Source organism: Haloterrigena gelatinilytica (assembly GCF_013342145.1).
GTDB lineage: Archaea > Halobacteriota > Halobacteria > Halobacteriales > Natrialbaceae > Haloterrigena > Haloterrigena gelatinilytica.
Genome location: NZ_JABUQZ010000001.1, coordinates 2,024,820 through 2,048,606 on the forward strand (window position 1 = coordinate 2,024,820; position 23,787 = coordinate 2,048,606).

At 69.5% G+C, this 23,787-nt stretch carries 23 protein-coding genes and 2 pseudogenes; 14 read left to right on the forward strand and 11 right to left on the reverse strand.

Going from position 1 to position 23,787, the window contains the following annotated elements:
• Positions 1–52: 52 nt before the first annotated feature.
• The 9 genes from HTZ84_RS10280 to HTZ84_RS10320 form a co-directional block, all read right to left on the reverse strand.
• Positions 53–865: a DUF2182 domain-containing protein gene (locus HTZ84_RS10280; RefSeq protein ID WP_174680590.1), complete on the reverse strand. Its 813-nt coding sequence runs from the start codon at positions 863–865 to the stop codon at positions 53–55.
• A gap of 68 nt (positions 866–933) precedes the next feature.
• A complete protein-coding gene (locus HTZ84_RS10285; RefSeq protein WP_174680591.1) occupies positions 934–2,181 on the reverse strand; it encodes a hypothetical protein in 1,248 nt (415 codons plus the stop codon).
• On the reverse strand, positions 2,178–3,458 hold the full coding sequence (locus tag HTZ84_RS10290) for a Glu/Leu/Phe/Val family dehydrogenase (protein ID WP_174680592.1): 1,281 nt from the start codon (positions 3,456–3,458) through the stop codon (positions 2,178–2,180). Before HTZ84_RS10290 ends, HTZ84_RS10285 begins: the two co-directional genes overlap by 4 nt.
• Positions 3,459–3,648: 190 nt before the next feature.
• Positions 3,649–4,014: a helix-turn-helix transcriptional regulator gene (locus HTZ84_RS10295; protein ID WP_174680593.1), complete on the reverse strand. Its 366-nt coding sequence runs from the start codon at positions 4,012–4,014 to the stop codon at positions 3,649–3,651.
• A gap of 85 nt (positions 4,015–4,099) precedes the next feature.
• A complete protein-coding gene (locus HTZ84_RS10300) occupies positions 4,100–4,426 on the reverse strand; it encodes a hypothetical protein (RefSeq protein ID WP_174680594.1) in 327 nt (108 codons plus the stop codon).
• A gap of 185 nt (positions 4,427–4,611) precedes the next feature.
• Positions 4,612–6,111, reverse strand: a complete 1,500-nt coding sequence (locus HTZ84_RS10305; RefSeq protein ID WP_174680595.1) for a cytochrome c oxidase subunit I — start codon at positions 6,109–6,111, stop codon at positions 4,612–4,614.
• Positions 6,108–7,514: an MFS transporter gene (locus HTZ84_RS10310; RefSeq protein WP_254611732.1), complete on the reverse strand. Its 1,407-nt coding sequence runs from the start codon at positions 7,512–7,514 to the stop codon at positions 6,108–6,110. Before HTZ84_RS10310 ends, HTZ84_RS10305 begins: the two co-directional genes overlap by 4 nt.
• Positions 7,515–7,591: 77 nt before the next feature.
• Positions 7,592–9,106 carry a permease gene (locus HTZ84_RS10315; RefSeq protein WP_174680596.1) on the reverse strand — a complete coding sequence of 505 codons (1,515 nt, stop codon included), beginning with the start codon at positions 9,104–9,106 and terminating at the stop codon, positions 7,592–7,594.
• Between the two features lie 263 nt (positions 9,107–9,369).
• Positions 9,370–9,813, reverse strand: a complete 444-nt coding sequence (locus tag HTZ84_RS10320) for a hypothetical protein (RefSeq protein WP_174680597.1) — start codon at positions 9,811–9,813, stop codon at positions 9,370–9,372.
• A gap of 205 nt (positions 9,814–10,018) precedes the next feature.
• Here HTZ84_RS10320 and HTZ84_RS10325 point away from each other — a divergent pair, with 205 nt between their 5' ends.
• From HTZ84_RS10325 to gatB, 6 genes are all read left to right on the forward strand, one after another.
• Positions 10,019–10,585 carry a hypothetical protein gene (locus HTZ84_RS10325; RefSeq protein ID WP_174680598.1) on the forward strand — a complete coding sequence of 189 codons (567 nt, stop codon included), beginning with the start codon at positions 10,019–10,021 and terminating at the stop codon, positions 10,583–10,585.
• 50 nt (positions 10,586–10,635) lie between these two features.
• Entirely contained in the window at positions 10,636–11,646 is a 1,011-nt protein-coding gene (locus HTZ84_RS10330; protein WP_174680599.1) for a TIGR00341 family protein, read from the forward strand.
• A 25-nt stretch (positions 11,647–11,671) separates the two neighbouring features.
• Complete coding sequence (locus tag HTZ84_RS10335) at positions 11,672–13,117, forward strand: hypothetical protein (protein WP_254611733.1); 1,446 nt, start codon at positions 11,672–11,674, stop codon at positions 13,115–13,117.
• Positions 13,114–14,088: a beta propeller repeat protein gene (locus tag HTZ84_RS10340; protein ID WP_174680600.1), complete on the forward strand. Its 975-nt coding sequence runs from the start codon at positions 13,114–13,116 to the stop codon at positions 14,086–14,088. The genes HTZ84_RS10335 and HTZ84_RS10340 overlap by 4 nt, the downstream gene beginning before the upstream one ends.
• 126 nt (positions 14,089–14,214) lie before the next feature.
• Entirely contained in the window at positions 14,215–14,388 is a 174-nt protein-coding gene (locus HTZ84_RS10345; protein WP_217468448.1) for a hypothetical protein, read from the forward strand.
• A gap of 84 nt (positions 14,389–14,472) precedes the next feature.
• A complete protein-coding gene (gatB, locus tag HTZ84_RS10350; RefSeq protein ID WP_174680602.1) occupies positions 14,473–15,966 on the forward strand; it encodes an Asp-tRNA(Asn)/Glu-tRNA(Gln) amidotransferase subunit GatB in 1,494 nt (497 codons plus the stop codon).
• Between the two features lie 6 nt (positions 15,967–15,972).
• Here the strand turns inward: gatB and HTZ84_RS10355 are convergent, their stop codons facing one another.
• Positions 15,973–16,689, reverse strand: coding sequence for an O-methyltransferase (locus HTZ84_RS10355; protein WP_174680603.1), 717 nt, complete (start codon positions 16,687–16,689; stop codon positions 15,973–15,975).
• 171 nt (positions 16,690–16,860) lie between these two features.
• Here HTZ84_RS10355 and HTZ84_RS10360 point away from each other — a divergent pair, with 171 nt between their 5' ends.
• The 7 genes and pseudogenes from HTZ84_RS10360 to HTZ84_RS10385 all read left to right on the forward strand — a co-directional run bounded on the left by HTZ84_RS10360 (position 16,861) and on the right by HTZ84_RS10385 (position 22,687).
• The gene (locus tag HTZ84_RS10360) at positions 16,861–17,823 is read left to right on the forward strand and encodes an MBL fold metallo-hydrolase (RefSeq protein ID WP_174680604.1); all 963 of its coding nucleotides are present in this window, start codon (positions 16,861–16,863) and stop codon (positions 17,821–17,823) included.
• A gap of 157 nt (positions 17,824–17,980) precedes the next feature.
• Entirely contained in the window at positions 17,981–19,315 is a 1,335-nt protein-coding gene (locus HTZ84_RS10365; RefSeq protein ID WP_174680605.1) for an ABC transporter substrate-binding protein, read from the forward strand.
• A 2-nt stretch (positions 19,316–19,317) separates the two neighbouring features.
• Positions 19,318–20,199, forward strand: a complete 882-nt coding sequence (locus HTZ84_RS10370) for a branched-chain amino acid ABC transporter permease (RefSeq protein ID WP_174680606.1) — start codon at positions 19,318–19,320, stop codon at positions 20,197–20,199.
• Positions 20,192–21,310, forward strand: a complete 1,119-nt coding sequence (locus HTZ84_RS10375; RefSeq protein ID WP_174680607.1) for a branched-chain amino acid ABC transporter permease — start codon at positions 20,192–20,194, stop codon at positions 21,308–21,310. The genes HTZ84_RS10370 and HTZ84_RS10375 overlap by 8 nt, the downstream gene beginning before the upstream one ends.
• A pseudogene (locus HTZ84_RS10380) lies at positions 21,307–21,744 on the forward strand (ATP-binding cassette domain-containing protein); the annotation flags it as partial. The gene HTZ84_RS10375 and the pseudogene HTZ84_RS10380, both read left to right, overlap by 4 nt.
• 27 nt (positions 21,745–21,771) lie before the next feature.
• A pseudogene (locus tag HTZ84_RS23260) lies at positions 21,772–21,968 on the forward strand (ABC transporter ATP-binding protein C-terminal domain-containing protein); the annotation flags it as partial.
• A complete protein-coding gene (locus tag HTZ84_RS10385) occupies positions 21,968–22,687 on the forward strand; it encodes an ABC transporter ATP-binding protein (protein WP_174680608.1) in 720 nt (239 codons plus the stop codon). The pseudogene HTZ84_RS23260 and the gene HTZ84_RS10385, both read left to right, overlap by 1 nt.
• A 9-nt stretch (positions 22,688–22,696) precedes the next feature.
• On the opposite strand, the gene HTZ84_RS10390 is transcribed toward HTZ84_RS10385, so the two are convergent.
• Complete coding sequence (locus HTZ84_RS10390) at positions 22,697–23,488, reverse strand: N-acyl homoserine lactonase family protein (RefSeq protein WP_174680609.1); 792 nt, start codon at positions 23,486–23,488, stop codon at positions 22,697–22,699.
• Between the two features lie 132 nt (positions 23,489–23,620).
• On the opposite strand from HTZ84_RS10390, the gene HTZ84_RS10395 reads away from it, so the two are divergent.
• Positions 23,621–23,755 carry a hypothetical protein gene (locus tag HTZ84_RS10395; protein ID WP_008896547.1) on the forward strand — a complete coding sequence of 45 codons (135 nt, stop codon included), beginning with the start codon at positions 23,621–23,623 and terminating at the stop codon, positions 23,753–23,755.
• The last annotated feature ends 32 nt before the right edge of the window (positions 23,756–23,787 follow it).

Genomic DNA, 23,787 nt, shown 5'->3' on the forward strand with positions numbered 1-23,787 from the left:
TTCGCTACCGCGATCCGAACGATCGCTACGGCTATCGGAATCCGAACGGAGTTCAGACGGGCGGCAACCCGAACAGGAGCGCGAACGCGGCGGCGCCGAGCAACACGACGCCGAGGGCGCGAGCGACGGCGTCCCCGTCGGCCGCGAGCCGCTCGAGTGACACGACGAGCGTCAGGCCGACCATGACGAGGAGGTTCATCGACCCGAGCGCGACCATCAGCGCGAACAGCGGCCACGTGCAGCCGATGCAGTTCGCGGCGTACTCGAGGCCCTCGCGGGCCATTCGAGCGACGGACGGCCGATGGTGGACCGACCGGCAACACCCGCACCGCGCGAGCAGGTCGCGTTTCAGCGACGTGAACTGGTAGCCGCCCGCGAACGCGAGCAGGCCGCCGACCGCGACCGCACCGGCGCTCACGCCGATTACGGTCCCGGTCAGTAGGTCGCGAATCGAAACCAGAGCGGCGACCGCCAGCGGAACGGCCCCGACGAGCGTCCACGCGAGCCCGTAGCCGCCGAGGAAGGCGGCGATCGACGGGACGAAAACGGAGTCACAGAGGTCCGATCGATACCGCCGAACGACGGGCAGCAGCGACGGGAGCATCATCGCCAGCATCATCGCGCCCCACGTGAGCAGGTACGCCGCGACGCCGCCGAGTCCGTTCGCCATCGCCGCCGTCTCGGGAACGCCGGGCGCGTCCATCGGCGCCTCGATGCCGGCCGGTACGGGGCCCGGCCCGGGGAGCCACCCCTGAACGAGGACCAGCCACAGCAGCGCCGACAGCGAGAGGACGAGGACCTCCGGGACCGGAAGCGCGTCGGGATCGATGCGATCGGTGAACGGGAGTGACGTATCAGGTATCATCGGGTACGCGGATGCGGGGAGTCGGAACGCAGTTCGGATCGGGAACGGCGACGCCGCGCGGTCGGCGCTCACTCACGGTGGTCACCGTCGGTCGGTCGCTCGCGGCGGTCGCGCTCGAGGATGGCGCCGCCGGCGCCGACCGCGACGTCGACGGGGACGGTTCCCAGGCCGTCGCTGTCGGCGCTCGAGCGAGCCAGCGCGAGTCCCAGCAGCGACTGTTCGGTCGGGACGTCCAGTTCGGTCCAGCGGACGCTCGCCGCCCGCTCGTAGATCCGGCCGCCGTTGGCGACCGCTACCGTGTCGGTTCCCCGCGACCGGATCGCCTGCAGCGCGCCCTGTCCGACGTGCAGCGGCGTCCAGTTCTCGCAGTCGGGATCGTACCGGTAGGCGATGCCGTCGGCGCCGGCGATGAACACCGACTCGTCGCCGGCCCGGACGTCCTGGAAGTCGACCTGCGCGTTGCGGACGCCGATCCGGTCCCACTCGTCGGTCGGTTCGGTGTCGGTGGGTTCCGTATCTTCGGGTTCACCGTCTCTCGGATCGCGCTCCGTCGAGCCGTCGGTCCCGGCGGCGGTCGCGTCGCCGGCGGCGGCCTCGCGGTACGCGCCGCCGCTGGTGTCGATCGCGTAGAACCCGTCCGGCCCCGCCGTGATGCCGGGGATCGTCGATCCGCCGCCGGGTTCGACGACCTCGCCCCAGACGGGACAGCCGTCCTCGACGGTGCAGTCGAGGACCTCGCCGGAGCCGTTGGCGATGCGGACGCGTTCCTCGCCCGTCCGGCCCGCGACGGCGATGGCCTCCCAGGTGCTCGTCTTCTCCATCGGCGCGGAGTAGTCGCTGAGGTGGCCGTCGGCCACGTCGTAGAATCCGAGGGCGCCGCTGTCGCCGGCGAACCAGAGCCGACAGCCGTCGTCGGTCGCCGCGATCGAGCGCAGGGTGTTCTCCGAGACGCCCGGGCCGCGCTCGAGGACGACCCGCCAGCCGTCGCCGGTTCGGTGAAGCAGCAGTCCCCCTTCGCCGCAGGCGTAGGGGCCGTCCTGTCCGTGGACGACGCCGTGGAGGGTCCGAGACGTCGGCGACTCGACGGCCTCCCAGTCGCCGCGGTCGTCGGCCCCGTCGCCGGCGTCCGCGTCGGTCGTTCGATCGGCGGCGTCGGCGTCTCCCTCACCGCCGTCGTCGCCGTCGGATCGGCGGTCGCCGTCGGCTTCGGTCCGATCGTCGCCCGACTCGCTCGCGTCGTCGGCAGTGCCGGGCGAGCCGACCCGCTGAAGCCACTCGAGGGCGTCGGACAGCGAGTCGTCGAGGCGGTCGATCACCGAATCACCTCGTGGGCCGCCGCGACGCGAGAGAGACCGACGCTGTAGGCCGCGGCCCGCCAACTCAGATCGCAGCGCTCGCGGCGATCGCGCACGTCGTCGACCGCGTCGGTCAGCGCGTAGGCGAACTCGTTGGTCACGCGCGCGTCGCTCATGCGATCGCGGCCGACGGTCCGAATCCACTCGAGGTGGGCCGCGATCGGTCGCCCCGCGGTCGCGAGCACGGCGGGGACGACGTCGATACCGCGCTCTTCGAGGGCGCGCTGTCCGTCAGGCGTCACGGCGCCGACGGTCCCTTCGACGACGAGGTCGGCGCGGATCCCGTCGGCGTTGTCGGCGGTGATCGTCGTCGCCGGCGCCGCGAGAACCAACGCGTCGGCGTCGCACTCGAGGACGTTCTCGGTACCGGTAACGGTGCCGTCGTCGTACTCGGCGAGCGCGCCCGGCCGCTCGAGATAGCTGGGCACGAGGTCGGTATCGAGCCCGGAGCCGTCGTCCGGGGCGACGAGGCCGACTCGATCGCTTGACATGGCGACGACGGAGCCGCCCCGGAACTCGAGCAGGCGGGCGGCCGCCACGCCGCAGGCCGCGGTGCCGTAGATCGCGATCGTCGCGTCGGTCAGCGGGCGGTCGCGGTCGGTCTCGAGGACCTCCCGCGTCACGTGCGCGAGGCCGTGACCGCCCGCCCGATCGATCTCCCGGAGGCCGCCGATGGCCGGCGGTTTGCCGGCGACGGCCGCGGTTCGGGGGGCGTCGACGTCGTCGGCGACGGCGTCGGCGAACCGGGCCATCGTCCGCCGGTCGGTACCGACCTCCGGAACGAGGACGTCGTCGCCGCGGTCGACGCCCGCGATTCGGCGCGCGTAGGATCGGGTGAGGCGGCTGCGTTCGTCCCGGGACAGCGCCGTCGGATCGACCGCGATCCCGCCCGCGGCACCGCCGAACGGGAGGTCGGCGATCGCCGCGCTGACGGTCGTCGCGGCCGCGAGACCGGCGCAGTCGTCCCCGTTTAGCGCGGGATAGTACCGGTGCGGTCCGAGGACGGAACCGCGGACGCTGTCGTGGCGAACGCGGTACCCCTCGCAGACGTCGATGGTGCCGTCGTCGCGTTCGAACGGCACGGAAATCCGCTCGCGCTGGCGAGGGTGGAGCAGTCGCTGTTCGATCCCGTCGGGGACGCCGAGACGGCGCGTCGCGGCCGTCGCGTACGCCCACGGGGCGGCGAGGTCGGGATCGGTTCGGGTCGTCTCGTCGTCGGTGTCGTGAAAGGCTGTCATCGTGTCAGAGTCAACGCGGTTGTGTTCGACCGAGCGGGTCGCTCGGTCGGATCGTCGGTCGATTACTCGGAGCATTCGATCGATGCGATCACTGTGCGTGCACAGAACGGCCGACACGGTGTCGGTTCGGACGCGATCGCTCGCGCCCGGCCGCGAACCCCGCGGTGCGATCGCCGCGGGAGCGCGACCGTCATGGGGACTCACAGCAGAGGCAGCGGCGCTCCCACTCGTGGTGTTCCTCGAGGCGCCTGTTGGCCCGCGTGCTCGGACGGTAGGCGTTGGTTCGCCCGTCGAGGGGGCGTTTCTCGACGTAGCCCTCTTCGACGAGTTCGCTCAGGTTCTGGTAGAGTCGGCCCTGGTTGATCTCCTCGTCGTAGTAACAGTCGAGTTTGTCCTTGATGACGAGTCCGTGGGGGTTTCGCTCCGCGAGCATTCGGATGACGAACAGCTGATCGCGCTTGAACCCGGTCAGGTTCGCCAGCGGCCGCGGCTCCGTGTGCTCGTCGGAGATCGGTTCGGTACTGTCGTCGGTGTCGCTCGGTGGGTGACTGGGCATCGGTTCGTCACCGGCGGCGAAGCCGCCGAAGCTACGCGCGGGAGTCGAACCCGCAGCCGGCCGAGTCCGGACGTAGCGGGCGGCTTCAGGGGCCGTGTTCGATTCGATGCTCCCGGTAGAGGACGGCGACGAACGCCCCGAGCGGCAGCAGTCCGAGGATCACGAGCAACAGTCCGGCGTAGATACTGACCGGGAGCCGGACGGTCGCGACGAAGTACAGCAACACGGCGACGGCGCCGGCGATCAACAGCCCGATGCTCGAGACCACGAGGCCGAAGCTCAGCTTCCGGAACTGCCACTCGAGGTTCTCCGAGCGGCGTAGCTGCTCGATCAACACGACGGCCGGCGGAATGGTCAGCGCGATCAGTTGCAACAGCATCAGTGCGACGTCGGTGCTTGCAGTGGTCGACATGGGTGAATGTGGAGCGCTGCGTAGGTCTGCGGACCGCACGCAGTTGCGGCGGTTGGCGGGCGATGCGACTCGCTCGAGCGGCGGCGCGGTTCGATCGCGGGCGGCGATCGGCGTACTCGGTCGTCAGGGAGCGCGGACTCGAGTCGGAGTTCGGGTCGGCTCGGCGACGGAACGGGACGACGCGACTACTTCCATTCGCGTGTGTGCGACGGCCCCGATTCGAGGGCCCACGGATCGTCGGGGGCGGGCCCGCCGATCCACAGCGATCGGGCGAGGTTCGCGAGGAAGACGGCCTGGCCGGCGGCGATCACGTAGGCGCCGACGGTCGCCAGCTGGTGCAGCGGCGCGTATGCCGCCGGATAGGTCGCGACGCGCCGGGGGAGTTGTGCGAGGCCGACGAGCAGGAGCGCCCCGAAGGTCACCGCGACGCCGACGACCGTGAGCCAGACGTGCAGGCGGGCCAGCCCCGGCTCGAGGCGTCGGCCGGTGAGCAGGGGGAACCAGTAGTAGGCGCCGGCGACGAGCGCGAGCGCGACGAAGCCGGCAAACAGCAGGTGGAAGTGCGCGACGACGTAGTAGGTCCCGGTGTAGCGGACGTTGATCGGCACGACGGCGAGGAAGACGCCGGTGACGCCCCCGACGACGAAGAAGCCGACGGCGGCGAGGGACGCCAGCATCGGCGCCGTGTACCGGATCGAACCGCCCCACAGCGTCACGAGCCACGTACAGAGTTTCGCGGAGCTCGGGAGCGCCACCGCCAGCGTCGTGAGCATGAAGACCGTCCGCACGGGGAGGCTCATTCCGGTCACGAACATGTGGTGGGCCCAGACGGTGAACGAGACGACGCCGATCGCGAGCGTCGAGTAGACGGACGAGCGGTGGCCGAACAGCCGCCGGCCGGCGAACCGCGGCAGCACGTGGCTGACGATTCCCATCGGGGGCAACACCACGATGTACACCAGCGGATGGGCGAAGAACCAGAACAGGTGCTGCCAGACCAGCGGCCCGCCGCCGCCGAGGAGGAACCCGGTGGCGAGCGTCCGATCCGCGAGAACGAGCGCGACCGTCGCCGCCAGCACCGGAAACGCCAGCAGGGACATCGCCGCGGCGGTCAGCACCGTCCACGTGAACGTGTCGACCTCGAGCCACCGGACCTCGCGCTCGCGCAGAATCGTGCGGAGGAGCGTCCACGCCGTCAGCGTCGTCCCGACGGCGACCAGCGCGAGTCCGACGAGGAGGGCGTCGACGGCCGGGTTCGCCGACAGCACGCTCAGCGGCGGATACAGCGTCCACCCGCTGGCGACCGGCTCGAGGCCCGCCACGCCGAGGATGCCGCCGATCGTGCCGGCCCGGATCGACAGCGCCGCGGGGACCTGCAGCCAGAACGCGACCGCGCCGAGGGCCGGCGCGGCGACGTCGTCGGCCTCGATCAGCGGAGGGACAGCGACGTAGGCCGCGCCCCAGATCGCCGGCAGCGCGAACAGGAACAGCATCGTCAGCCCGTGGGTCGTGAAGAAGGCGTTGTAGGTCTCGGCCGTCAACCGACCGAGAGTCGGAGTGACCAGCGCCGTTCGCAGGAACAGCGCGTCGAGCCCGCCCCACAGCCCCATCACCAGCGCCAGCGCGAGGTGCCAGCGGGCGAGCCGTCGGTGGTCGACGTTCGACCGGCCGGTCGATCGGGTCACGGCCGCCCGAACGCGAACGCCCGCCCCAGTTCGCGAACGCCCAGCAGGCCGACCGTCGTCGCGATGGTAAACGCGAAGATCGGGTCGACCGCGTACAGGAGGCCGCCGATCAGCGGTGCGGGAACGACGGCGACCTGCACCGCCGTCCCGACCGCGTCGGGGAGCCGCGGGCCGGGAACCGGGGCGACGCGAGCGCTCTCGCCGACGGTCGGCCGGAGCGGTTCGATCGCCGTCCGACAGCCCAGCAGCGCGAACAGGACGGCGACGATACCGGCGCTGGACGGGGCCGCCACGAGGCCCATCGGGAGCAGCGAGACGACGGCGAGACCGACGGCCAGCACCGCGCGCCGGTCGAGCCGCGAGGCGAGCGCGGGGGCGGCGACCGCGCCGACGACCGCGCCCGCGGCCTCCGCGAGGACGAACAGGCCGAAGACGGCGGCCGGCGCCAGCGAGAGGCCGCCGATCGAGAGCCCGATCGATCGGTACTCGACGACCAGCAGGATCAGGAACGGCCAGCTCCCGGCGAGGGCGACCCGAACGAGGGCGTCGCCGATGACCGCCCAGCGACGGCGATCGGGCAGCCTCGAGGCGGCGCTGCTGACCGCGCCGAGCGGGGACTCCGCGTCGGCCGGCGCAGGAGTGGTCGTCCCGTTTCTGCGCGTCTCACTCTCGCCGTCTCGGTCGCCCTCCGCGAGGCCATCGCCGAGCACTCTCCCGGTGAGGGGCGACGTTCGCTTCCCCGCAGACCCCAGCGCGACCGCGCCGACGAGGGCGACCGCGGCGCCGGTCGCGGCGACGAGGACGAAGCCCGTGCGGACCCGCCGGTGCTCGCGACGGCGGCCGCCGCGAACACGGCCGCCGCGGCGAGGCCGAGCGCGCCGACGACGGTCCGCGTTCGTCGCCCGTCGACGGCTCCGCCCGATCGACGCCTCGTCGCGGGCGGGCGCCGCGCTCGAGGGCGGTGCCGCGCGCGTATCGGTCGGCCACAGGTTCCGCGCGGGGCCGCGGACGTGCCACGTCTGCAGGAGGACGATCCCGACCGCGAGCCAGCCCAGCGCCGACAGCGGCGTTCCCAGCAGGGCGTCGAGCGTCGGCGCACCCGCCCACGCGAGGAGGCCGACCGCGGCGACGAGCACCGACGCCACCGCGGCCGCGGCGGGCGCGATGTCGGGCGTCGGGCCGGCGTCGGCGTCGCTCGAGCGCCGGGACGCCGCGACGGCGACGCCCAGTCCGAGCGACACCAGCGCGCCGGCGACGATCGGCCCGGAGCCGATCGCGACGACGAACTCGGGGAGGTATCGTTCGGCGAGGCGGATCAGCCCGTGGCTCGTCGCGAGCGCGACGAGACAGACGATCCGGATCGGATCGGTGCGGTCGGCGGCGTCTGTCGGGTGTCGGGTCATGGATACTGGAACGAGAGACGGCTGTCGCGATCGGCGCGCGGCGGTCGAACGGCGGCAAACGGTCGGCGGTCGAGACCTCACTTCAGCCCGCGGTCCTCGAGCGCGTAGGCGATCCGCTCGAGGAACTGCTGGGTGCGGATAATGATCCCGGCGATGTGGGGCGCGAGGCGGTTTCCGAGGCGGACGCGCTGCTCGGGCTCGAGGGCGACGTACACCTGTACGGCGAAGATCGGGACGGCGACGACGTTGAACAGCGCCGTGTACGTCCCCGACACCGTGCCGCCGGTCGCGCCAGCGGGCGGGACGAGGCCGAGCGCGCCGAAGACGAGTTCGACGACGAGGCCGGCGACGACCGCCGCGAGGAAGAACGCGACGGCGATCACGGCGGCCATCCGGGTGCCGTAGTACCGCCGGTAGGTGCGGACCAGCGGCAGGATCACCAGGTCCGCGAAGATGAACGCGAGCACGCCGCCGAAGGAGACGCCGTTCTGCCAGAGCACGACCGCGAAGGGGACGTTGCCGACCGAACAGAGGAACGTCACCACGCCGACGACGGCGCCGAGGACGACGTTCGAGACGAGCCGCAGGACGCTGCCCTCGGCGCCGACGCCGAAGACGGCGGTCCACCACGCGGTCGGCACGAACGCGGCCAGCAGGCCGGCGATGGCGAAGCCGAGGACGACGTCCCGCCAGAGCATGTCCCACTCGCGGATCGCGTTCGCGGTCGCCGACGCCCAGCGGTCGCCCGAGAGCAGCTCCGGGCCCGCCGTAACGGGTTCGCGATCGGTCGACGGGTCGTAGGCGTTGCGACAGCCGCCGCAGCAGAAGTGTCGCCGCTCGCCGTCGAACTCGGCCGCGACGGTCTCCTCGTCGGTCGGATCCGCGGCCATCCCGCAGGTCGCACACTCGATCTCCTGTAGCGCCCGCGCGTGTGCTCGAGCGCGTTCGATCCACGACTGGGGGACGAACCGCCGGTACACCACCGCGAGGACGGCGACGGCGACGAGGCCGCCGACGATCTCCGCCGCGGCGAACTGCCAGCCCAGCAGGAGCGTGACGACCAGCGCGAGTTCGAGCACGAGGTCCGTGCTCGCGAACTGGAACGCGCCCAGACTGGCCGCGGCCGAGGCGCCCTTGGTGAACAGCGACCGGGTCGTCGCCACCGCGGAGAACGAGCAACTCGAGGACGACGCGCCGAAGAGGGCCCCGTAGCCGACCTCGCGCCAGCCGTCGTCGCCGAGGTAGTCGGTGAGCCGGTCCTCGGAGACGAACTCCTGGACCGCGCCGGTGATCGTGAACCCGAGGACGAGCGCCCACCACGTGTCCCAGGCCATCTCGAAGGCGATGACCGCGGCCTCGAGGAGCCGTAACAGGACCGCGCCGAGCAGGCCGGCGAGCCGGGCCGCGAACTCGAGGCTCCCCTCGTTCGGGGCCGGGGAGACGAGTCCGAGACCGGTCGGCGGCCCGCGAGCGACCGCGGCGGGACGGAGCGGTCCGTGGTCGACCGTCGCTACCGCCAGCGAGACGAGCAGTCGCGTCTGCGCGGCCACGAGGCTGGGGGCGTCGGTAACCGAGTGGATGACTGCGTGCATAGTGGAGTAACGAGAACGGAGTCGCCGATCGGACGGCGCGTCGGGACGGGCCGCCGGCGGATAGTGGCGGCTGTGCTGGCGGGCCGGGAGGTCATCCGCGCCGAGGGCGCGTCGTCCGGGCCTTCCGACACCGAAGCCTAATAGATTATGGCGTAAAAATATGGACGAAACCTAGAGAATGTGCACCGACGAGCCGGAGCGTCGGGCGCGGGCGGGTCTCGGCGGATCGGTCGCGTGGCGGCCGAGGCGTCGGCACGTCGCCCTCAGCGAGCCATCAGTCCGACCGTTCGATGGCGATTGTAGAGATAGGCCACGCAGACGGCGACCGTCGAGAGGAGGAAGGCGACGAGGGCGATCGCGAGCGCGACGCCGAACCCGGCCGCCAGTCCGGACAGCAGGCCGAGGAACAGCGGCGCGGCGACGGCCGCGCCGACGTAGATCTGCCGGTCGGGCGTCCACGCGTCGGTTCGGGCCTCGACGAACTCGACGTCGCGCCAGATCGCGGGCAGCGTGACGGCGCCGGCGGCGGCGACGACGATCAGCAGCGCGACGCTGCCGAGACTCGTGGCCAGAACCGAACCCCCGCCGGTCAGTCGGGCGAGCGAGACGATCCCGAGCAGACTCAACGCGGGATAGCCGATCAAGACGTACCAGTACCACGGCGCACGGTCGGTCGAATCGACGGAGATGAGATCACCACTTGGCATGGTGCATCCGTCGTACGGTTCACCCACTCATAAGTTGTACAAATATCCAAGATATCTGTACAAAAAACTGACCGTGGGTTCAAGGAACCGATGAGTACGTAAATTTATTATAGTGAGTTTCAGTACCGTGTCATCTTATACCACTGGCACTGCTAGGCCCGTCCCCGGTCGAATCCCACTGCGGTTCGATCGACCCCCCTAAACGATGATCGGTGAACACGCATTCTGTCCGACCAGCGGTGCATCTCTCTCGCGAGAGGTCCACTACGACGACCGGGGACGCCCCGAACGCGTCCCGCAGTCCGACGACCTCTCGCCGAACGCAACCCTCGAGGCCCCACTGACGACGGGGAAACGTCGCTCCTCGAGGCGCGCGCTCCTGACCTACTTCCGGCGGTGTCACCGCCGACACGCCGACGAGAGCGACGAACTGTATCGGCGCGCCGCGCTGGCGCTCGACCGCCTCAAGCGGACCGCGACGGGCCGCCAAGAGCGCGACGTTATCGTCTGGTGTGCCCTCGGAAACCGACTCGCTCGCGACGGGTTCGACGTCGACTGGATGGGCGCCCACGTCGAACCGCGATGTCCGGAGTGTAGCGGCCGCCTGACCTACGCCGAAGGGCCCGACGGGCCGATCGCTCGGTGCGGCGGGTCGTGCTGCGAGCGCCGCACCGACCGGTTGGCGACGATCAGGGAGACCGTCCGGTCGCTGCTCGCGCAAACGTACCCCGAGGACGCCACCCCCGAAACCGATGCACTCGCGATACTGTGATCGACCGCGACGGGAATCGGGGGACCGCTCCCGGAACGCGAACGTCGAACATGCGCCTCTTGACGGTGCTCACCGACTCGCAGTCGACGACCGACGAGGTCAGAGCGGTCATCGATCGCCACGACCTCGAGTACAGCCTCGCCGGTCACGACGACGACAACGACTGGACGATCACCGTTCCCGCACCCGCTCACGCGGTAGAACCGTTGGTGGACGAGCTTCGGTCGGTCGCCGGGAACGTCACCGTCGTCGTCGAGGAGCCGATGGCGATCGTCGGCAGCGAGTGGGACGGCGCGAACGAACGACGCGGCGAGTGGCTCTCCTTCGAGCGAATCTCCCGGAGCGAACTGCGCTCGAAGGCCCGCTCGCAGTTGCCCTCGCTGGTCATCTTCGCCGCGATGACGGCGATCAGCGGCGTCGTCGCCACCACCGGCGTCCTGCTGGATTCGCTGGCGGTGCTGGTCGGCGCGATGGTGATCGCCCCCCTGCTCGGTCCCGCGATGGCCTCGAGCGTCGCGACCGTCCTCGACGAGCGCCGGCTGTTCGTCCGCGGCGTCGAACTCCAGCTCGCCGGTATCGGCGTGGCGATGGCCAGCGCGCTCGCGTTCGCGGCGTTCGCGCGGACGTCGTCGGTGGTCACCGCCGCGGTCGACCTCGAGGCGAGCCTCGGACTGGGCAGTCACGGCCTCCCGCCGTCGCTGCTGGTGACCGTCGCGGTCTGTTCGGGCATCGCCGGCGGGCTCGGGATGGCGACGACCGGCATCACGGACCTCATCGGCGTGATGATCGCGGCCGCGATCATGCCGCCGATCGGCGTGGTCGGCGTCGGCGTCGCGTGGGGCGAACCCGCGGCGGTGCTCGGGTCGCTGGTCGTCGTCGCCGTCAACCTCATCGCGATCAACGTCGGCGCCATCGCGACCCTCTGGACCGTCGGCTTCCACCCCTCCGACCGCTCCCGAATCAGGACGACGCGGGGCGCCATCATTCGACGGATCGTCCTGTTGCTCGCGCTGTTGCTGGCCGCGCTCCGATTGCTCGAGGCCGTCTCCAGCGGCCTCTGAACGTTCGACGATCGATCTCACACCGATGACTGACCATCCCACGCGCGACGACGACAACGACGCGACGACGACGGCGAAATCGGGTACAGCGCCGAGCGACGACGGCGGCCGCGAGGGCGACCGCTCGAGCGACGGAACGGACGAGCGAATCGAACGCGACGGAGGCGGCGACGACCGCGACGGCAGGTCCGAATCCGACGACCGAAGCGAGGCCGAGCGCGACGGCGACGCGCCGTCGCTCGGGCTGTCACTGATCGGCTACGTCCTCCGGCTGACGGTCGCCGCGCTGGCGGTCGGCGTCCGAATCCTCTGGACCGGAGGGCGGATCGGCGCCCGCTACCTGACCGATACGGCGTCGCGCCGCGAGTGGCGGCGCTGGCTCCTGCTCGAGGGCGACCGGCGAGTGGTCGTCGGCGGCTTCGTCGCGGGCGTCTTCGTCGTCGCGCTCGTCCTCGGCGTGAGCGACGTCATCGGCGTCCGCGAGAGTCGGTTCGTCACGACGATGTTCAGCACGATGATCGCGGGGCTGTTCTCGTTCATCCCGATCGTCGTCGCGGTCAACCAGCTGATCATCTCGCGGCTGTTCGGCACGCCCGATCGGCTCACCGACCGCATCGACGGCGTCCAGGCGTTCCGCAGTCGCGTCGAATCCCAGACCGAGGGCGACGGCGTCAGCCCGACCGATCCGGCGCCGTTCCTCGCCCGGCTGGCCGGCACGCTCGGCAGCCGCGCCGACGAGCTCGCCGAACGGTGCGGAGACGGCCCATCGGAGGCCGCCGGCGACCGGGCCGACGCGACGTCGACGACCGCCCTCGAGTCGATCTGCCGATTCGCGGCGCGGACTCGAGACCACACGCGCGAGCTCTCGTCTCGCCTCACCGGCGATACGGAGTCGGTGTTCGCCGTCGTGTTGCCGACGATCGACCACGACTACGCCGGCGCCGCGAACGAAGCGCGGCGGCTCGGGCGCCGGTTCGACGCGGAGCTGTCGGCCCGCGAGTCGTCGCTGCTCGCCGAACTCCAGGAGCTGTTCGTCACCGCGGACGCGACCAGGCAGTACTTCACGACGATCTACCTCCAGCGCGAGCTCGCGCGCCTGTCGCGGTTGATCACCTACAGCGGTACCGCCGCGATCCTGCTCTCGTCGCTGGTGATCATGATCTACGCGAGCGGCTATCCGCCGGTGGCCTTCGAAGGGTGGCTGCTCGTGCTCGTGAGCCTCGCGCTCGCGGTCGCGTTCAGCCCGCTCGCCGTGCTGTTCGCCTACGTCGTGCGCATCTCGGCCATCCTCAGGCGGACCTCCGCCCCGGGGCCGTTCACGCCGCCCGGGGAGTTCCACCGGACGAACGACGCCCGCGGCGCGACCGAGGGGATCGACGCGGACCCGTCGATCGGTCTCGACGAGAGCGACCGCTCGCCGCTTCCCGGCGACGCTGACGCCGATCCGGACTCGAGCGAGGGCGATCCGTGACCGCGCGCCGCGGCTACGGTCGGCGCGGCCTCCTCGCGGCCGTCGGCGCCGCGATCGGCGCCGTCTCGCTCGGCGGCTGCGTCGATACCGACAGCGAGTGGGTCCCCGTCGACGTCCCCACCGACGCGGCGCTGTACGACGTCGTGACGACGGCCGACGGCGCCTACGCCGTCGGCGAAGACGGGACCGTCCTCGCCCGCGACGGCGGCGACTGGACCGTCCGCCTCGAGAACGGCGTCGGCGACGCCGGCGACGGGCTGCGGACCGCGGCGGTCACGAGCAACGGCCGGGCGATGTGGGTCGCCGGCGACAGCGGCGCGCTCGGGCTGTACGACGTCGTCGCCGACCGCGTCGCGGACTTCTCCGCGCCGAAGGAGAAGACGACTTCGTGGACGGCGGTCGCCGCCGCGGGACTGGCCGGCGACGAGCGGCTCACGGTCATCAACAGCTCCGGCGAACTCCTCCGGGGCCGGCGCGACGGTGCGACCGTCGAGTGGTTCGACGTGATCGAACCCGGCACCGGCTCGAGCGTCACCGACGTCGACCTCACGCCGCTGGCGTACGGCTACGTCGTCGACACCGACGGCGGCGTCTTCGAGTCGCGAGACGGTGGGGTCTCGTGGAGCCGCATCGGGCTCGAGGGCGCGGGAGTCGACTTCGCGGCGGTCGCGGCGACGGACAGCGGTCACGTCTCGGTCGCCGGCGGCAACGGCGTCGTCTACACCTACAACGGCGTCGACTGGTCGCGAACGACGCTGGGCGAGCAGCCGATCGCAGCGCTGGCTCGAGACCGCGACACCGCGCTGGCGGTCTCGTCGGCGGGAGTGCTCTACGAGCGCGGCTTCGACGGCTGGACCGAGCTCGCCGACCTCCAACCGGGGAACGAACTGCGGTCGGTCGCGCTCGGCACTGCCCGGTCGCCGCAACTGGTCGTCGGCGAGTCCGGAACCGTCTACGAGCGGCGGTACTGACGTTTCGCGACCGTCTCGGTCAGCGATACTCCCGAGGACCAGCCCGAACGTCCGCGCGCTGCGACCCGTAACGGTGCGACGAGACAGTCGCGTACTATTTCATTCGTGGAGCTACATGTTTCGAGTGTGATCGCTCGTCTGCGCGAGCGGATCGCCGTCGAGGACCCCGACGAACGGATCGAAGGCTCAGGTAACCCGATCACGTCGCCACAGCGTCGGCGCGCAGCCGACGCGGAACGGATGCTCGAGGAATCGGCGGAACTGACGGAGACCCAGCGGAAGTTCGATCGCGACCGGTAATCGCTCGCGAACTTCGAGTCGGGCCGCGAACCCGCGCCGGTCCGTCCCGTTACGTTTTACCCCCGCGGGCCCGAATCGCCGTCAATGACTGCCCAGACCGTCCAGCAGGGCGACCTCGTGACCGTCATCGGCCTCGAGGTCCACGTCCAGCTGGAGACCGACACGAAGATCTTCTGTGGCTGTGCGACCGAACAGACCGACGAGCCAAACGAGAACGTCTGCCCGGTCTGTCTCGGCCTGCCGGGCGCGCTGCCCGTCCTGAACGAGGCCGCCGTCGAGGCCGCCGTCAAGATCGGGAAGGCGATCGACGCCGACATCCCCGAGGAGACCCGGTTCCACCGGAAGAACTACTACTACCCCGACCTGCCCAAGAACTTCCAGATCACCCAGTACGACGAGCCGATCTGCGCCGACGGCGAACTCGAGGTCTCCGTCGAGGGCGAGCGTCGGACGGTGGCGATCGAACGGGCCCACCTGGAGGAGGACCCGGGGAGCCTCCAGCACGTCGGCGGCGGTGGCGGCATCGACTCCGCGGAGTACACCCTCGTCGACTACAACCGCGCGGGGACGCCGCTGATGGAGATCGTCACGGCGCCGGACTTCCGCAGCCCCGCGGAGGTGCGCGCGTTCCTTGCCGAACTCGAGGAAGTCCTGGAGTACCTGGGCGTCTTCGACGCGGAACGCGACGGCAGCCTGCGCATCGACGCCAACCTCTCGATCATCCCCGAGGAGGAGATCGACGGCGACGACACCGACGAGATCGGGATGGACGCGCTCGAGGCCGCCAACCGCACCGAGGTCAAGAACATCTCGAGCCACAAGGGCGCGGAGAAGGCCCTGGCCTACGAGGAGACCCGCCAGAAGAACGCCATCCAGCGCGGCCGCGCGGTCGAGCAGGAGACCCGCCACTGGGACGAGTCGCGGGGTATCACGGTCTCGATGCGCTCGAAGGAAGAGGAGAAGGACTACCGGTACTTCGAGGAGGCCGACCTCCCGCCGCTTCGCGTCTCCGGCTGGAAGGACGAGATCGCGATCCCGGAACTCCCCTCGGCCCGCCGCGAGCGGTTCCAGGCGGAGTACGGCCTGAGCGAGGAGGCCGCCTCGAAGCTCACGTCGACCAAGCAGGTCGCGGACTTCTACGAGGACGTCGCCGGCGAGTTCGACCCCGACCTCGCGGCGACGTGGGTCGCGGACAACCTGCTCGGCGAACTCAACTACCGCGACATGGAAATCACGGACATCGCGGGCCGCCTCGAGGAGGTCTCCCGGCTCGTCGAACTCGTCGCCGAGGACGAGATCACGGCGAAGAACGCCCGCGAGACCGTCCTCCGGTCGATGCTCGACGACGGCGCGGCGCCGGACGAGATCGTCGAGCAGGAGGGTCTGGGCAAGACCGGCGAGGACGAGGTCCAACAGGCCGTCGTCGAGGCCATCGACGAGAACCCCGACGCCGTCGACGACTACGAGAGCGGCGACGACGGCGCGATCAACTTCCTCGTCGGCCAGGTCATGCAGAAAACGGGGGGAAGTGCCGACCCCGGCGACGTCAACCAGTTGCTGCGAGCCGAACTCGAGTAACCGCGCTCACGGCGCGTCCGACGTTTTGACGGCGACGCCGGTCCCGTCGCCCTGGGGCGTGATGACCGCCTCGAGGGCGTCGTGATCGACGAACACCTCGTTGAACTCGCGAAGCGCGGCTACCGACGAGCCGTATTCCGCTTCGATATCCTCGGTCTCGGTATCCGCCGCAGCCGCAGCGACCCGACCGCCGCGGAGGAGGTTGTCCGCGACGACCATCCCGCCCGCCGTCAGCAGCGGCAGCGATTCGGCCAGATACTCCTCGTACTCCGATTTGATGGCGTCGAGGAAGACGAGATCGAACGGCCCGTCGAGCCGAGGCACCGTCTCCAGAGCGGGGCCCTCGACGATGAACACGGTCCCGTCTCCGGTGGGTTCGGCGTCGACGGTCGCCGGATCGTCGGTCACGGTGACGTCGATGCCGTCGCGCTCGAGGTAATCGACGGCGGCGTCGATCCGCTCGTCGTCGACCTCGGTCGTGACGACGTCGGTACCGGTTCGGGCGACGTGCAGCGTCGAGTAGCCGATGGCGGTTCCGAACTCGAGCGCGCGATCGGCGTCGGTCCCGCGGGCGAGGATCGCCTGCAGCGTCGCGACCGAGCGGCTGGCGATCGGAATGCCGTCCTCGGCCGCGTGGGCTTCCATTTCCGCGACGCGGTCGTCGGCGGACGGTTCCATCGATGCGAGGTACTCGCTCGTCACGTCGGTCAGGATGTCCGGCATACTGTTCCTGTGTGGGAATACCAGGGTATACGTTACGCTGGTGGCAAGCGGATCGTCCGCCGTCCCGCCGGAAGCGACCGATCGGAGCGGGCGGGGTTCCGATCGCCGAACTCGACGTGACGGTGGTTCCGACCCGGAAAATTATGAACGACCGGGGGGTTGTGTCCCGGTATGGATCGAATACGGCTGGGCAACGAGGAGTTCGAGGGCCGAAATAACGCCTACGTGCTCGCGGACGGCGACGACCTCGCGCTCGTCGATACCGGGATCGCGACGCCGGGCGTCCGCGAGGACTTGCGGGACGGACTGGCCGAGCGCGGCGACGCGTTCGCGGACGTCGACGCGATCGTGCTGACCCATTTCCACGTCGATCACGCGGGACTGGCCGGTGAGATTCAGGCCGAAAGCGACGCGACGGTCTACGTCCACGAGGCCGACGCGCCCCTGGTCGAGGGCGACGCCGACGCGGCAGCCGCCGTCGAGCGACGCCGCCGGGAACTGCTCGAGGAGTGGGGCGTCCCCGAAGATGTCCGGACGGAGTTGCTGGAGTTTCTCGAGGCGGCGTCGCACATCGAGGGCGAACCCGCCGACGTCACGCCGATCGCGGACGGAGACGTCCTCGAGGTCGGCGGCCGTCGACTCGAGGCGGTTCACGCGCCGGGCCACGCGGCGGGACTCTGCTGTTTCGAACTGGACGGCGGCCGCGAGGCCGTCGTCGGCGACGCCCTCCTGCCGGTGTACACGCCCAACGTCGGGGGCGCCGACGTCCGCGTCGATCGGCCGCTGAAGCGGTACCTGCAGACGCTCGAGCGATTGGCCGAGCGCGACTACGACCGCGTCTGGCCCGGCCACCGGGATCTGATCGAGGACCCAACCGCCCGCGCCCGCGAGATCGTCGACCACCACCGCGAGCGGGCCGGGAACGTCGTCGACGTGCTGGACGAACACGGCCCGGCCGACGCCTGGACGGTGAGCGAACACCTGTTCGGTGCCCTCGAGGGGATCCACATCCTCCACGGACCCGGCGAGGCCTTCGCCCACCTCGATCACCTCCGTCACGAAGGAGCGGTTACCCTCGAAGACGGAACGTATCGACTGGTTACCGAGCGCGTTTCCCCGCGAGAGATCGTCTGAAGCGCCGGCCTTCGTTCGGGTCGATAGGTGTCTAGTTCCGTTAGGAGATAGACTTTCACACGGTTACACTACTCACTCGCTCCTTGCTAACGACCCTCATCTTTATTGTTGGAGAATCTGAAGTGGTGGATGAGAATCGGTAACAGAGTGACAGCCAATGGATAACGACGATAACAATACGCTCAGATCAGATAGAACTGGTAAGATTTCCGTCGGGCGTCGACGGTTCATCGGCGCCGCGGGTGCCGGCGCCGTAGCGACGACGTTTGCAGGCTGTATCGGGGGCGGCGACGACGACGGGTTCACGATCGGTCACCTCGCGCCGCTGGAGAACACGCAGGGGATCGGCTCCGAGCGGAGCGCCGAACTGGCGGCCGAAGAGATCAACGAGGAGGGTGGGATCCGGGACGAGGACGTCGAAATCGTGAGCGCGAATACGCGCACGGATCCGTCGACGGCCCAGGACGAGGCGTCGCGGTTGATCAACCAGGAGAACGTCGATTTACTCGTCGGCACCTTCTCCAGCGAGGTCTCGCTCAACATCATGGATATGATCGCCGAGAACGACGTCCCGTACATCGTCACCGGGTCGGCCTCGCCGGCGATCATCGAGAACTCCACCGGCTCGGACTACGAGGCGAACAAGAACATCTTCCGCTCCGGCCCGATCAACTCGTACTTCCAGGCCGAGGCGATGGGCGGCTACGCCGACTACCTCTCGGACCACCACGGCTGGAACACGTTCGCCTATCTCGCGGACGACGCCGCGTGGACGGACCCGTTCACGAACAACCTGCCCGGCGAGCTGGAATCGCGCGGCTACGACGTCGTCTACGAGTCGGAGCTGTCGACCGGCATCGACGATTTCAGCACGGTGATGGACGACCTCGAGTCCGAAAATCCGGACGCCGTCTTCCGATTCTTCGCCCACATCATCGCGACGGACATGCTCGCGAGTTGGCACCAGCGCCAGGCCGGGTTCGGCATCGAGGGGATCCACGTCGCGTCCATGACACCGGACTTCTACCAGCTCTCGGAGGAGACCGCGACCTTCGAGACGACCTCGCAATCGGGCGCCGCCGGTACGACCGCCATCACGGACAAAACCCTCGACTTCGTCGACGCGTACCAGTCGTTCACCGAGGGCGACGACGACGCGCCCGACCTCCCGATGTACATGGGGTTCAACACCTACGACGCGATCTACCTCTACCGGGAGGCCGTCGAGGAGGCCGGCACGGCCGACTACGAGAGCGACCTTGACGGCATCGTCGACGCGATGCTGGGGCTGGAGTACACGGGGACCGCCGGCGAGATCTCGTTCTACGGCGAGGACGACGAGTACCCCCACGACGTCCAGGAAGAACGCGGCGAGGGCGACGCGATCACGAACTTTCCGGTCACCCAGTGGCGGCCCGGGGGCGGCCTCGAGTGCGTCTACCCCGAACAGTACCGGACGGCAGACCACGTACAACCCGAGTGGATGGGCTAGGCATGCTCGACTCGATCCTCTCGATACTGATCACCGGCGCGATGATCAGCGCCCTCTACGCGCTCATCGCAATCGGCTTCACCATGATCTTCGGCGTCGGCGGCGTGTTGAACCTCGCCCACGGCGCCCTGATCATGGCCGGCGCGTACGTGTTCGTGTCCCTCAGTCGCGACGTGATCTGGGAGTCGGTCGCGTTACCGCGACTCCTCGTCTTCCCGATCGCGGTCGGCGCTATCGGGCTGGCGTCGTACGGGCTGTACGCCGGACTGGTCCGTTACATCGAGGACAATCCCGTGATCACGTTCCTCGCGACGGTCGTCGTCGCCACCATGACGACCGAGATCGCGCTCGGCCTCTTCGGCGACCAGCCGTACGCCTACACGGTCGTCAGCGGCCAGGCCAGCATCGCGGGCACGTCCGTCTCCTACAACGATCTCGCCGGCTTCGTTCTCTCCTGGATCGCCATCGGGCTGCTGTGGTACTACATCACCCAGACCGACGGCGGCCGCTCCATCCTCGCCGCGTCGATGAGCGAGCGGGGGGCACAGCTCACCGGCGTCGATCTCCACTCCGTCCGGACCCGCACGTGGCTGATCGCCGGCGGGCTCGCGGGCCTCGCGGGGATCTTTCTCGGCGGGGACCAGGCCGCCACGCCGCTGATGTGGCTGAACCCGCTCGCGCTGGCCTTTATCATCGTGGTGATCGGCGGTATCGGCTCGATCAAGGGGTCGATCGTCGCCGCCTACCTGATCGGCTACACCGAGACGCTGACCGTCTCGATGCTGGGCCAGAGCTTCCGCGGGATCCTCTCGCTGGTCATCCTACTGGTCGTACTGTTCCTGTTACCGCAGGGGCTGTACGGGAGGGAATACGTCCATGAGTGAACGCGTCAGGCGGATCGGACGGCTGCGCAGTACGGTTCGGCAAACGATCCTGCTCCCGAGCGGGCGGGCCGCCGCCCGCGTCCTCTCGCCGATCGACCGCGCGCTGCAACCCGGCGCGAACCTCTTCAACCGGTTCCTCGGCTCGTACGTCGGCGAGGTGACGGGGCTCCAGCTGGGGCTGCTCGTCGCGGCGCTCGTCGCGCTCGCGACCGTTCCGACGTGGGCGCCGCTGTTCGTCGGCAACTACATGCGGACGCTCGCGGTCGCCTGCATCTGGTCGATCTTCGCGATGGGCTGGGACATCCAGAGCGGCTACACCGGCTACATCAGCTTCGGCCACTCGGCGCTGTCGGCCGCGGCCGGCTACACGACGGCGCTGTTGGCCGTCACCCTCAGTCCGGTGCCGAGCTTCTGGGTCACCATCCCGGTCTCGATCCTCGCGGCGCTGGTGCTCGGCCTGCTCATCGGCCTGCCCTCGCTGCGCCTGTCGGGGCCGTACTTCTCGCTGGTCACGTTCGTCGCCGTGCTCCTGTTCTACCGGCTGACGATCGGGTTCAGCGAGACCCTCGGCGGCGAAAACGGGTTCCAGGCCGTCGAGGTGTTCACCTGGGACTTCACCGAGCGGTACTACCTCATGCTCGTCCCGATGTTACTCGTCGCGGCCGCGCTCACCGTCGTCGCCAGATCGAACGTCGGGACCGTGCTCGTCGCGATTCGCGAGAACGAACGCGCCGTGTCGGCGGCCGGGCTCGACCCGACGAAGTTCAAGCTCTGGTCGTTCGCGCTCAGTTCGATCACGATGGGGATCGGCGGCGTCCTGCTGGCCCACTTCGGCGGGAACGTCGACCCCGCGACCTTCGTCGTCGTCGACCGGAGCATCGAGATGATCGCGATGGCGGTCATCGGCGGTATGAGCTCCGTCCTCGGCCCGATCGGCGGCGCGTTCCTCTTCGTGCTGTTGCGCGACGAGATCCTGCGGCTGTGGTTCGGCCACTCGACGCGCTGGGTCATGCTCTGGCTGCTGGTCCTGCTCGTCCTCGTGTTCGCCCGCAACGGGCTCTTCCGCTGGATCTGGCACGCCGTCGGCGCGGTCGGAGGTGATCGCGAGTGACCCTCCTCGAGGTCGACGGCCTCACGAAGACGTTCGGCGGCCTGGTCGCCGTCGACGACTTCTCGCTGTCCGTCGAGCGCGGCGAGATCGTCGGCCTGATCGGCCCGAACGGGTCGGGGAAGTCGACGGTGTTCAACTGCATCATGGGCCTCTACGACGTCACCGACGGGACGGTCCGGTTCGACGGCGCGGACATCACCGACGACGCGACCCACGAGGTGGTCAATCGGGGGCTCTCGCGGGTCTCCCAGGAGTCGAATCCGATCGACTCGATGTCGGTCGCGGACAACATCGAGCTGTTCACGCTGCCCAACAGCGTCTTCTCGTTGTACGGCGGCGCGAGCGAGGCGGAGATCCGCGAGTACGCCGCGCGCATCGATATCGAGGACGAACTCGACCAGATGCCCGGCGAACTGCCCCACGCCGACGTCCGCCAGGCTCTCGACCGAATCATAAACCGCCGAGCTGTCAGATCGAGGGCTTCCGCGAGGCGGGGATGACGATGGTCGTCGTCGACCACAACATGGGCGGCCTGATGGATCTGGTCGACCGCGTCGTCGTGCTCAACAACGGCGACTTCCTCGCGGCGGGCTCCCCCGAAGCGATCGCCGAGAACGAACGCGTCCAGGAAGCGTACCTCGCCGGGGAGGGAATATAATGACCGACACGATCCTCGAAATCGAAGACCTCAACGTATACTACGGCAAGTCGCACGCACTGAAGGGCGTCTCGCTGTCGATCGACGACGGGGAGATCTACGGCGTGATCGGCCCCAACGGGGCCGGGAAGACGACCATGCTCAACGCCGTCGCCGGCTTCACCGAGTACGAGGGAACGATCCGGTACGACGGCGCGGACCTCGCTCGAGTGCCGCCCCAGCAGATCGTCAGGGACGGGCTCATCTACTGCACCGAGGACCGGGATCTGTTCCCGTACTTCTCGGTCCACGAGAACCTGCTGATGGGCGCCCAGTTCCGCGACGATCGCGACGGGGTTCGGGCCGACCTCGACGTGGTCTACGACCTGTTTCCGCGACTCGACGAGCGACGCGAACAGGAGGCCGAGACGATGAGCGGCGGCGAGCAACAGATGCTCGCCATCGGCCGCGCGCTCATGAGCGATCCCGACGTCCTGATGCTCGACGAGCCGACGCTCGGGCTCGCGCCGGTCATCATCCAGGACATCGGCGACGCGCTCGAGCAACTGAACCGGGAGGAGGGGCTGACGATCTTCCTCGCCGAGCAGAACTCGACGTTCGCGCTGAAACACGCCGAGCGGCTCTCGCTGATCGAAACCGGCGAGATCGAACTCGCCGGAACGTCCGCGGAGTTCCACGACAACGAGTACGTCCGCGAGGCGTACGTCGGCGTTCACTGACTTTCGTTCTCACAATTCGCGAAGCGTCTCGAGGTCGTCGCCGTCGTGGCCGCAGATCACGGTCGCGTCGCGGCGGCGTTCGATCTCCTGGACGGTCCGCAGGCTCTCGAGCCAGTGGCGTTTGCTCCAGAGCAGTTGGCCGCCCATCGGCCGCTCGTCGCGGTAGTTCGCTCGCGTGTAGGCCTGATCGCCCGCGAGGACGACGGTCCCGATGTCATCGAGTTCGAGGACGAGGCCGAGCAGCCCCGGCGTGTGGCCGGGGAGGCGAACGAACTCGAGGTCCGCGAAGTGTTGTTCGCGGTCGCGGTGGACGATCTCCCAGTTCAGGTCGCGGTCGAAGTCGCCGGCGACGTAGGCCTCGTCGCCCGCGTCGGTCTTGGCGCTGTAGTAGGCGTACTTCAGTTCGCGCTCGTGGACGTAGATCGGCACGTCGGTTCCCTCGAAGGCGTAGAGCCCGCCCGCGTGGTCGAGGTGGAGGTGCGTCTGGATCACCGCGTCGACGTCGTCGACGTCGTAGCCCGCGTCCGCGAGGTCGTCCTCGAGCGGTCGCAGGCCGCTGTGTTCGAAGGCGGCGTAGAGCTCCTCGGGCCAGTGGCCGTCGGCGGCGTCGGGGTGGGAGCCGGTGTCCCAGAGGATCGTCGCCTCGGGGTGGTCGATGATGACGTTGTAGACGGGGCCGTCGGCCATCACCGTCTCGGGGTTCGGATCGGCGGCCGTGCCCAGGGAAAAGCCCTCGACGATGTTGTTGCTGTCGGCGGTGATCGTCCCGCGGTCGATCGGGGTGATGGATGCGTCGACCATACGCTCCCCACGGACCGCGGCCGCTTATTCGTGGCTGCTCGCCGACCGGTCGGGTCCGAGCGGTCGCGGCGCTTTTAGTGGCGGTGGGGATGCCAGCCGTGCCGATACCTGTCGCGGCAGCGACTCGTTCGCATGGTCAAACTATCGACGGGCGTCATCCTCCTCGGCATCGTGCTCCTGTTGATCCCCATCCCGCCCATCGCGACGATTTCGGGGATCGTCGTGATCCTCATCGGCCTCGCGATGCGGTTCGTCTTCGGCGTCTGACGCCGAGCGGCGGGCGCGAGTCGGCGAGTCGG